General features: G+C 72.8%; 9 protein-coding genes. 7 read left to right on the top strand and 2 right to left on the bottom strand.

Annotation, left to right across the window (positions count from 1 at the left end; translation table 11 throughout):
- Positions 1-95 precede the first annotated feature (95 nt).
- A complete protein-coding gene (locus FMEAI12_RS29150) occupies positions 96-485 on the bottom strand; it encodes a hypothetical protein (RefSeq protein ID WP_071064785.1) in 390 nt (129 codons plus the stop codon).
- A 1454-nt stretch (positions 486-1939) separates the two neighbouring features.
- Here FMEAI12_RS29150 and FMEAI12_RS29145 point away from each other — a divergent pair.
- Positions 1940-3712, top strand: coding sequence for a DUF4139 domain-containing protein (locus tag FMEAI12_RS29145; protein WP_112108574.1), 1773 nt, complete (start codon positions 1940-1942; stop codon positions 3710-3712).
- 115 nt (positions 3713-3827) lie between these two features.
- Here FMEAI12_RS29145 and FMEAI12_RS29140 read toward each other — a convergent pair whose 3' ends face one another.
- Entirely contained in the window at positions 3828-4208 is a 381-nt protein-coding gene (locus FMEAI12_RS29140) for a hypothetical protein (RefSeq protein ID WP_235014738.1), read from the bottom strand.
- 157 nt (positions 4209-4365) lie between these two features.
- Between FMEAI12_RS29140 and FMEAI12_RS29135 the strand changes: the two genes are divergently transcribed.
- The 6 genes from FMEAI12_RS29135 to FMEAI12_RS29110 form a co-directional block, all read left to right on the top strand.
- Positions 4366-5142: a hemerythrin domain-containing protein gene (locus tag FMEAI12_RS29135; protein WP_112108573.1), complete on the top strand. Its 777-nt coding sequence runs from the start codon at positions 4366-4368 to the stop codon at positions 5140-5142.
- A 330-nt stretch (positions 5143-5472) separates the two neighbouring features.
- Complete coding sequence (locus tag FMEAI12_RS29130; RefSeq protein ID WP_112108572.1) at positions 5473-6681, top strand: PP2C family protein-serine/threonine phosphatase; 1209 nt, start codon at positions 5473-5475, stop codon at positions 6679-6681.
- Positions 6682-6713: 32 nt separating this feature from the next.
- Positions 6714-8378 (top strand): sensor histidine kinase, encoded by a 1665-nt coding sequence (locus FMEAI12_RS29125; protein ID WP_112108571.1) that lies wholly within the window; start codon positions 6714-6716, stop codon positions 8376-8378.
- Complete coding sequence (locus FMEAI12_RS29120) at positions 8375-8815, top strand: response regulator (RefSeq protein ID WP_020463930.1); 441 nt, start codon at positions 8375-8377, stop codon at positions 8813-8815. The genes FMEAI12_RS29125 and FMEAI12_RS29120 overlap by 4 nt, the downstream gene beginning before the upstream one ends.
- A gap of 85 nt (positions 8816-8900) precedes the next feature.
- A complete protein-coding gene (locus FMEAI12_RS29115; RefSeq protein ID WP_071064795.1) occupies positions 8901-9623 on the top strand; it encodes a TIGR03085 family metal-binding protein in 723 nt (240 codons plus the stop codon).
- Between the two features lie 123 nt (positions 9624-9746).
- Positions 9747-10166: NUDIX hydrolase (locus tag FMEAI12_RS29110; protein WP_112108575.1), on the top strand; the 420-nt coding region annotated here is incomplete at its 3' end.

Here is a 10166-nt window from a genome sequence, read left to right as displayed (position 1 = left end):
GGCCAGGGGTCAGGGGCTGATCAGGGGCTGAGAGGAGGACCAGGGGCTGAGAGGAGGAGGAGGAGGAGCGTTCGACGCCCGGCGGGGACCGCCGCTCAGCGAGCCCGGCCGTTGCGCCGGGTCAGGAAGCCGGAGCTGTTGAGGACCTGGAGCTCGATCTCGAGCTGCTTCACCTCGGGCGGCAGCGAGCGGTGGCTGCCGTGCAGGGCCTCGACGGCCGCGCGGGCGTGCTCGGCCAGGTCGTCCAGGGCCTGCTGGCGCTGGCGCATCCGCGCCCGTTCCTCCTGGATGGTCCGGACCGTGTCCTCCTGCCACTGCCGTGTCCGGATGAGGTGCTCACCGGCGTCCGCGGCCTGGCGCTCGGCATCCTCGAGCCGGCTCAGCAGGGCGTCCAGGGCCTCGAGCCGGCTCGCCAGCTCGGCCATCAGGTCCTCGCGGTCGGGCAGTACGGAGATCTCGTGGTGCTGCGGGCGTGGGTGTGTCATGCCCGGCTCCGGCGGCTGGCAGCGGCACCGGGCCGGCCCGTGGGCGTCGCGGCGCGGTCCGGCAATGCGTGGGATGTGCGCCACCACGCCACTCGCGACCGTCGCCGAAGTTCCGACACGGTTGGTTACGTTAGTCGACGCATCGGGTTTCCGGCATGCGGTCGGCCGGATCCGGCCGTCGGCCAACAGACGGCGACGGAGACGGGTGTCGCGTATCGGGTGTCGACCAACGGATACCCCTGTCTGCGCGGGATCAACCCGACTTGCCGCGCGGGCAGACGACGCTCGGACTCGATACCCACAACACCCCGTACCACCACGGGATGCGGCCAGAGGCGTCGGAAGCGGATTCGGCCGCTCCCGGCCGCGGGTCTCGCTGACGATGATGGTTACTGTGAGTAATATCTCTGGCTTCGGTGTCGGCTAGGTCGCGGGCTCCGGCACCCCGGCCGGGCGCGGCATACGCGGTATACGGAGCGCGGTTTCCGTTGATCGGATGGAACGGGCTGTCGGGCACTGCGGCCACCATCGGTGAGATCGTCGGACAATCGAATCGGGCGGCGCGAATCTGGCGCCTTCCCGATCTCCAGCCGGAACGGCTACGCGCAGCGCTGATCGGATCGATGCCTATCCGATCGGCTGATGGCCGCTTGGCGGGTCCTCCCTGCTGGGCTGATTCGGCGTGGTCTCCCACCCGTTCCTGGTGAGCCGTACCGCCGCGCCGGGAGACCGATCCGACGACCTGCGTCGGACGGCCAGAGACCAGAGCTGTGCGGCGTCGCAATGACCGGTCGCCGGCGCGGTTCCGCGGTCGTGAGCGGGTCGACGCGAAGTCAGGAAGCGGCCGCGGAGTCATACGGAGGGCGAGGTCCGTTCAGCAATCCTGGTGGTGCACTCGATGTTGTTCCAGGCCCGGTGGGGGCGTCGAACGGCCGGTCCCCTCCGGTGATCGGATCGACGTCCACCGGGCATTTCCGCGGCTGTGGGATATGACCTTCGGTCGGGCCGCTGCTTCCTCGGCCGGGTATGGGCCGAATGGCCTCCGGGCTCGCGGGCCTGAAGGCCTTCGCCTGCGAGCGGTCGAGCCGGCGCGGTGCCTGCCTCCGGTCTGACGGTGACGCAAGGTCATGGCCGCGGAGGGCTCGGCCGTCGCCTGGAGCTCGGCGCGCCCACCAAAAAACGATCTTCAGTGTGGCGTTCCACCCCGGTCGAGCGGGCGGCGTCGGCCACCGGGGCCACGGTCGCACGCGGGCCAGCCGCCCGGCGCCCGCCGCCGCGAGCCTGCCGTGGCGCCGCGGTCCTGGTGGACGGGGCCGGTGACGCACCTTTCGGGTCTCCCTGGACGGGCGGACCGTAACGGGCCCCGCGGCCGCCCGGCCCGGGCGGCATCGGGCGGCATCGGGATCAGCGGTGCCCCACGGGGATAGCACGGTCGCCGACCGTATGGTGTCCGGATGATGTCCACGGCGGACGGCACACCTGACCTTCCTGACGCACCGACGGGCGCACCGACGGGCGCGCCGCCGTCGGTGCTCCTCGACGCGCCGATCAGCGCCGTGGTCGTCTATCCCACCGCCGCGCGCGTGACCCGCCGTGGCCGGTTCGATGTCGCGACGCCCGGCTCGCCGTCCGAGCGGGTCGAGGTGACTCTCAGCGGGTTGCCGCTCGAGCTCGACGAGGACTCGGTGCGGGTCAGCGGCACCGGCTCCGCGCGGGTGCTCGGGGTGCGGGTCGTCTCCCAGGCCCGGGCTACCCCCGACGCCGGTGCCCTCGCCGACCTGCGCGCCCGCCAGGCCGAGCTGCGCGCGCACCTGGCCGAGATCGGCGACGAGGACGAGACCGAGCGGGCCCGCCGCTCCTTCCTCGACGTGGCCGCCCGGGTGGGAGCCGGCGCCCTCGCGCGCGGCTGGGCGCGCGAAGGCACCGACCGCGAGGGCGACGGGCCCGGGGACGCGGCAGCCCGGCTGGTCACTGTCGGCGACGCGTTCGCGGCGCAGATGTCGGCCGTCCACGCGCGCCGGCGGGCGCTCGCCGAACGGCGGGAGGAGACGGAGCGGGAGCTGACCGTGCTCGGCCGGGTCATCGAGGCCCGCCACGCGCGGCCCGAGCCGGACACCCGCGCGATCGTCGTCGACCTCGAGCCGCCGACGGCCACCGAAGGCCCGGCGGGGAGCTCGGCTGAGGCGCCGGCCGGCGGCCCGGCGGAGGGCGCGCTGGTCGACGGGACAGCCTCGCTGGTGGACCTGGAGGTCTCCTACCTGGTCCGTTCCGCCTCCTGGAGATCCGGCTACGACGCCCGGCTGGACGGCGAGCGGGTCACCCTGACCTGGTTCGCGATGATCAGCCAGCGCACCGGCGAGGACTGGCCCGTGACGGACCTGCGGCTGTCCACGGCCCGCCCGTCCAGCGGCGTCGACCTGCCCGAGCTGAGCCCGCAGTATGTGGACATCGCCCGCCCGCGGGTCCTTCCCCGCGGGCGGGCCAAGGCGCCCGGCGAAGGCAGGGGCGGTGGCGGCGACGGCGTGACGACCTTCATGCCGGCGGCGATGGCGGCACCGGCATCGGCCCCGCCGCCGATGGCTGCCGCCGAGGCCACGCTGGAGTCGGCCGGCCCCGCGTCGACCTACCGCCCGCCGCGGCCGGTGGCGGTACCCGCGGACGGGGACCCGCACCGCACCACCGTGGCAGTGATCGAGCTCGACGCCGTTCTCGACCACGTCACCGTGCCCAAGCTCGCCGCCGAGGCGCTGTTGCGCGCCGCGGTCGTGAACACCTCGTCGCACACGTTGCCGCCAGGTAAGGCGTCGGTCTTCCACGGCCCGGAGTTCGTCGGCACCACGCGCCTCGAGCTCGTCCCGCCCGGCGGGGAGATGGAGCTTCGGCTCGGGGTGGACGACCGCATCAGGGTGGAACGCGAGCTGGTCAGCCGGGTCACCGGCCGGCGGGTGGTCGGCAACACCCGGCGGACGGACGTCGTCCACCGCACCACCGTCACCAACCACGCGCCGATGCGGGCCCGGGTGACCGTACGGGACCAGGTGCCGGTCTCCCGGCACGAGAACATCCAGGTCAGGGAGGTCGTGACCGCTCCCGCCGCCACCGAGCACACCGATCTGGGGCTGCTTACCTGGGAGCTGGAGCTCGAGCCGGGCTCGAGCCGCGAGATCACGCTGTCCTACCGGCTCGAGCACCCTCGCGGCGTGGAGATCACCGGCTGGGGCGACTGACCCGGCGCCGCCCGCGGGCGGTCACCAGGGGAGCGGTCACCAGGGGAGCTGTCACCAGGGAGCTGTGACCAGGGGAGCTGTCACCAGGGACGAGGCCACCACGCGCGACGGGCGGTCACCGGGGGAGAGCGGTGGTGGAGGCGTCGAGCCCGCGCGTCCAGCCGCCCTCCTTGATCTGGCCGTTGTCGCCGATCACGGCCCAGTCGATCACCGCGGCGGCCGGGATGACGACGGGGCTGCCCATCCGGACGTGGAGCAGCGCGGGGTGGGCGCCGTCGTTGAGGCTCCGGCCGCGGATCGAGTGGAGATCCGGCCAGGACGACACGATGGCCCACAGCGCCTCCGCGCCGCCGGGGACGGGCATCTGATGACGCATGATCAGGTGGCCCAGGGGTGGTAGCTCCTGGCGGATCAGAAGACTGCGAGCGTGGCCGAGCCGCGAACGGGCGGCGATGATCGCCTCGCTCAGTGGGGTGGGGGCGACGCTGCCGAGCATGTGCTGAACAGTAGCCGAAACCCTCCGTACCGTAGGCATGGTCCTGTAAGGACTGGGAAAAATGTGTGATTCGGGTGGACGACAGCCGCTGGATGTGTAAGCGGAGTGATGCGGTCGGATACGCGTCGGCGTAGCTTGGTGGTACAGGAGGTCTGCCATGGCCGACACCAACAAGACGGACCACAGCGACCACAGCGATCACGACAGCCAGGACCACAACAACCAGGATCACGACAGTCAGGCTCGCTCCCTGGCCGGTCTGGTCCACGCGGCACACCAGGATGCCAGCGACCTGCTCGAACTCGCCGGCCGGGCCCAGGTGCTCCCCGCGGACCCTCGACAGACCCTGCACGCCAGTGACGTGGCGGTCGCGGCCTTCAGTGCCCACCTGAGCGTGATGGAAAGTGTCGTGTACCCGCGGGCGGCCCGGCTGGTTCCGCACGGGCGGGCACGGACGGCGGCCCTGCGCGTGCTGGCGCGCGAGGCGGCGTCGGTGATGCGTGGGATGGAGCAGTACGTCCAGGGGGATCTGAACCGCCCGGGCCGCGGCCTCGCCGAGCTCCGCGACGACCTGACCGACCTCGCCGCGGCCCATGCCCGTGCCGAGGACCAGCTGCTCGACGAGCTGGAGTCGGTCCTCTCCGACACCCGGCGGCGCCGGCTGCGCATCGACTTCGAGCGGGCCATGCGGCGGGCGCCCACCCGGCCCCATCCGCACCTCGGGCACGGGCCGAGCCGCTCGAGCCGGCTCGCGGCCCGCGTCGCCGGGCGCTGGGATCACCTGCTCGACACCATGGACGCCCGGGCGGTGGCGGGCCGGCCGATCCGCGCGCCGGCACCCGCCGGGCTGTGGGGCTGGTACCTGCTGGGCCGCCCGACCGCGGACCAGCCGCAGCGGGAGCCGAGCCGCCACGCCCGCACGACCGCCCCCTGACTGTTCGCCCCCTGACTGTTCGCCTCCCGGCTCTGTTCGCGTTCTGGCCGGGTGCGTCCCGACCGGGCGCCTTCTGGCCGGGCGCGTTCCCTGACCGATCCGCGCCGCCCGCCCGGATCGGGCCGTCCCGGTGTCACCAGATGGTGAGAACTACCTGACCCGCGAGCGTTCGAGCGCGCTCGCGTTGTGTGATTCGGCGTTCCATCGTTCGCACGGCCCTTTCGTCATGCCATGCTGCGAAGTCCGGGCGCGGCCCGACATGGGTCGGTTCTGCCTGATCCGACATCTGCACGTGACCTGTCGTTGACCTGTCGTCCCTGCCGAGGAGATGTGTCCGGAAGCGAGAGCCTTGTCGTGCGGCCGCCGGTAGCCGGCACGGAGAGCGCCGAAGGTGTGAGCTGGGCGGTCCTGCTGGTCGAGGACGACGACACCGATGCGTTCCTGGTGTCCGAGCTCCTTGACGAGGTGGCCGCCCCGCTCAGGCTCACCCGGGTGCGGACGGTCGCCGAGGCGATCCTCCACACCCAGAAGGCCGCGTGCGTCCTGCTGGACCTGGGGCTGCCGGACAGCGAGGGCCTGTCGGCCCTGCGCCGGCTGCTCGCCGTCGAGCGGGGCGCGCCGGTCGTCGTCCTCACCGGCCTGGTGGACGAGTACCGCGGAGCCGAGGCCGTCGCCGCGGGCGCGCAGGACTATCTGGTCAAGGGCCAGGTGGACGGGCGCGATCTGCTGCGCGCGGTGCGGTACGCCATCGAGCGGGAGCGGGCGGACACCGCGGCGCTCGCGCTGCGCGAGTCGGAGCTGCAGGCTGAGGAGAAGGCGCGCCTGGAGCGGGGCCTGCTCCCCAGGCCGCTGGTGGACGACCCGACGCTGGACCACCGGGCCCGGTACCGCCCCGGCCATCGGCAGGCCCTGCTCGGCGGCGACTTCTACGACATGGTGTCGACGTCGGACGGCACGGTGCACGTCCTGCTCGGCGACGTCTGCGGCCACGGGCCGGACGAGGCCGCGCTCGGGGTGAGCCTGCGCATCGCCTGGCGCACCCTGGTACTGGCCGGTGTTCCGGACGCCGACCGCCTGGGCTTCCTGCAACAGGTCCTGGTCAGCGAGCGGGAACGGGACGAGATCTTCGCGACGGTCTGCGCGCTGGCGATCGCGCCGGACCGGCGCAGCCTGCGGATGACCCTCGCGGGGCATCCGCCGCCCGCGCTGCTGTTCCCGCGGATCGCCGCGCTGCGCGGTGACGTGGTCGTGCCGGCACTGGGCATCCTCGACGAGGCGGTGAGTGACGAGGTGACCATCGAGCTCGGTGAGCGCTGGGCGCTGCTGCTCGCGACGGACGGCCTGCTGGAGGGCCGCGACAGCGTGGGCGGGGAGCCGCTGGGCTGGGAGGGCGTGCTGCCCGAGGTGGCCCGACTGTGGCCCGAGCGCGGGCCGGACGGCCTGCTCGACGACCTGATCGACCGCGTGGAGGAACGTAACGGCGGCCCGCTGACCGACGACGTGGCGCTGCTGCTGCTCATCCGTGGGCAGGTCCCGTGAGTGACCAGCCCGCACCGGCGGTGCTGCGCAGGATGCGCGGCTGGCGGCTGCGCCGACGGCTCGCCGCGGTGTACATCGCGTTGTCCATGGTGCTGCTGCTGGCCGCCGGGATCGTCGCCTGGTCGCTGGTCCGGCTCGACGACGCCATCCATGTGCGCAGCGACGTCCTGGCGCCCGCGCAGACAGTCACGGTTCGGTTGACGTCCAGCCTGGTCGACCAGGAGACCGGCATGCGCGGGTATCTCCTGCAGGGCGACCCCGCGTTCCTGACCCCGTACGAGACCGGGCGGCAGTCCGAGGTGAGGCTGAGCTCCGTCCTCGTCGGCCGGGTGGCCGGCCGCCCGGAGCTCGAGCGGCTGCTCGGGGTCCTCCAGGCGCGGATCACGGACTGGCACCGCGACTACGCCGACCCGTCCATCGCGGCGGTCCGCCGGGGGGGCACCGACTCGCCGGGAATCCTCGATCCCGTTCTCGGCAAGACCCGGTTCGACGCGGTGCGCGCCGCGGCCGCGGACTTCGACGACGCCGTCCGGATCGCCGCGCTGGCGGCCCAGGACGACGTCACCAGCGCACTGCGGACGCTCGTCATCTCGCTCGTCGTGGCCGCGCTGGCGCTCATCGTGCTGCTGGCACTCATCTTCCGAGCGCTGCGGGTGTGGGTGACGCGGCCGCTGGAGGCCGTCGGCACGGACGTCCGCGAGGTCGCCGCCGGGCACCTGGAGCACGAGGTGGAGTCGGTGGGGCCGCCCGACATCGTCACCCTGGCGCGGGACGTCGAATCGATGCGTCTGCAGCTCATCGGTGAGCTCGAGGCCGCGCGCAGGGCGCGGCTGTCCACCGAGGCGCAGGCGGAGATCCTGCGCCGGTCCAACCGCGACCTGGAGCAGTTCGCCTACGTCGCCTCCCACGACCTGCAGGAGCCGTTGCGCAAGGTGGCGAGCTTCTGCCAGCTTCTGTCCCGGCGCTACGGCGACCAGCTCGACGAGCGCGGGACCCAGTACATCCACTTCGCCGTCGACGGCGCGAAGCGCATGCAGCAGCTCATCAACGACCTGCTCGCCTTCTCCAGGGTCGGCCGCACCACCGACAGCTTCGTCAACGTCCGCCTGAACGAGGTCTTCGAGGGGGTGCGCGGGACGCTGTCGCTCGCCCTGGAGAGCTCCGGTGGCGAGGTGACCGCCAGTGATCTCCCGACGGTGCCCGGCGACCCCGTTCTGCTGGCCCAGCTCCTGCAGAACCTGATCGGCAACGCGCTGAAGTTCCGCGGCGACGAGGCCCCGCGGGTGCGGATCGGGGCGATCGACCGCGACGTCGAGTGGGAGCTGTTCTGCGCGGACAACGGCATCGGCATCGAGCCGGAGTACGCCGAGAAGATCTTCGTGATCTTCCAGCGTCTGCACGCGCGGGACGTCTACGAGGGCACCGGCATCGGTCTGGCACTGTGCCGCAAGATCGTCGAGTTCCACGGCGGCCGGATCTGGCTCGACGGTACGGTGGAGTCCGGGACCACCTTCCGCTGGACGCTCCCGAAACGCCCGGCTGTGGTCCTGCCCGCCGACCTTGAGGCGGACGGGGCGCCGCCGGCCTCGGTCACCGGTCCTGTCCCGTCCTCCGGTCCCGGTCCGGTTACTGGTCCTGCCGTGGTTGCTGGTCCCGTCGTGGCCGCCGTCCCGCCGAAGTCAGGAGATCGTTCGTGACCGAGCCCGTTGTCCCGGTCGAGGTCCTGCTGGTCGAGGACGACCCCGGCGACGTCCTGATGACCCGCGAGGCGTTCGAGGACCACAAGCTCAAGAACAACCTCAACGTGGTCAGCGACGGTGTCGAGGCATTGGCCTACCTGCGTGGGGAGGGCCCGTACGCCGGCGCGCCGCGGCCCGACCTGATCCTGCTCGACCTGAACCTGCCCCGCCGGGACGGGCGGCAGGTGCTGGCCGAGGTCAAGGCGGACGAGCGGCTGCGGCGCATCCCCATCGTCGTGCTGACCACCTCGGAGGCGGAGGAGGACGTGCTGCGCAGCTACGACCTGCACGCCAACGCCTACATCACCAAGCCCGTGGACTTCGAGCGGTTCGTGGCGGTTGTGCGCCAGATCGACGACTTCTTCATCACCGTCGCCCGGCTGCCCGCGCAGTAGCCGGGTTAGCCGGGTGGGCGGCTCGTCCACGCGGCGGCGGCTCTGAAGCGCCGTTACCCCCGTATCCATGGCCTAGAGTCACGCCATGGCTGCTGGGCGGGCAAGGGCCCGACGGGAGAAACTTGCCGATCTCCTCCGCGAACTCGGGCCGGCGAGCCCCACACTGTGCGAGGGCTGGACGGCGCACGACCTCGCCGCGCACCTGGTCACCCGGGAGCGCGTGCCGTGGGCGGCACCCGGCCTGGTCGTCGGCGCGCTGCACGGTGTCACCGAACGCGCCGAGCGCGCGACGATGCGCTCGCACACCTTCCCCGAGCTGGTGGAGATGTTCCGGGCGGGCCCGCCGTGGTGGCATCCGACCCGGTTCGCCGTCGTCGACGACGCCGCCAACGCGATCGAGTTCTACGTCCACACCGAGGATCTGCTCCGGGCCGCGCCCGGGTTCGCCGCCGTAGGCGATTCCGGTGGTCTCGCCGGTGCTGTGGGCGGTTCCGGTGGTGCGGTGGGTGGCGTCGGGCTCGGGCTGAAGCCGGGTGACGACGTGATCGCCGACCGGGAGGCGCTCTGGGGCGCGCTCCGGCTGGTCGGCCTCGCCGGGTTCCGGCACAGCGAGGTCGGGGTGGTGGCCGAGCGCACCGACACCCCCGGGCGGCTGACCCTGCGGCGCCGCGAACCGGTGGTCGAGATCGTCGGACCCCCCGAGGAGCTCCTACTGTTCGCTTTCGGGCGGCGCGCCGCGGCCCGGGTCGAGCTGCGCGGCGACCCGGAGGCGATCACGGCGCTGGCCGGGGCGCCCGCCGGCCTCTGACGCCGGTCCCGTTCCCCGGGTGGCGGTGATCGCCGGGGTCGGCCGGTCTGGCGACGGGCCGAGGCCTGGCGACGACGTCCACATTCGCACCTCGGGTGCCGGCCGGACTGGCAGGCTAAGAGAATGCCCGTACTCCGCCGTGCCGCCCGGGTCATCCTGTTCGATCCCGCCGACGCCTTCCTGCTCATCCGGTCGCACGATCCGGATCTTCCCGACGGGCCCACCTGGTGGCATGTGCCAGGCGGTGGCCTCGATCCGGGGGAGGAGCCGGCGCAGGCCGGGGTGCGGGAGATCCGGGAGGAGGTCGGGGTGACCGTCGCCGACCTCGGGCCCTGCGTCGCCACCCGGACGGCCTATTTCACCTTCCTCGGCGTGGACTACCGGCAGGAGGAGTCCTTCTTCGTGGCGCGCCTGCCGAACCGGGTCGACGTGGACGACGCGGCGTGGAGCGACGTGGAGCGCCGGGCCACTCTCGGCTGGCGTTGGTGGACCCTCCCGGAGCTGGGATCCACCCCCGACACGGTCTACCCGCCCGCCCTGGCC

This window comes from Parafrankia sp. Ea1.12 (assembly GCF_900465275.1).
Taxonomy (GTDB): domain Bacteria; phylum Actinomycetota; class Actinomycetes; order Frankiales; family Frankiaceae; genus Parafrankia; species Parafrankia soli.
The sequence above is the reverse complement of the archived record's forward strand: the minus strand, read 5'-3'. Positions and strand labels throughout refer to the sequence as shown.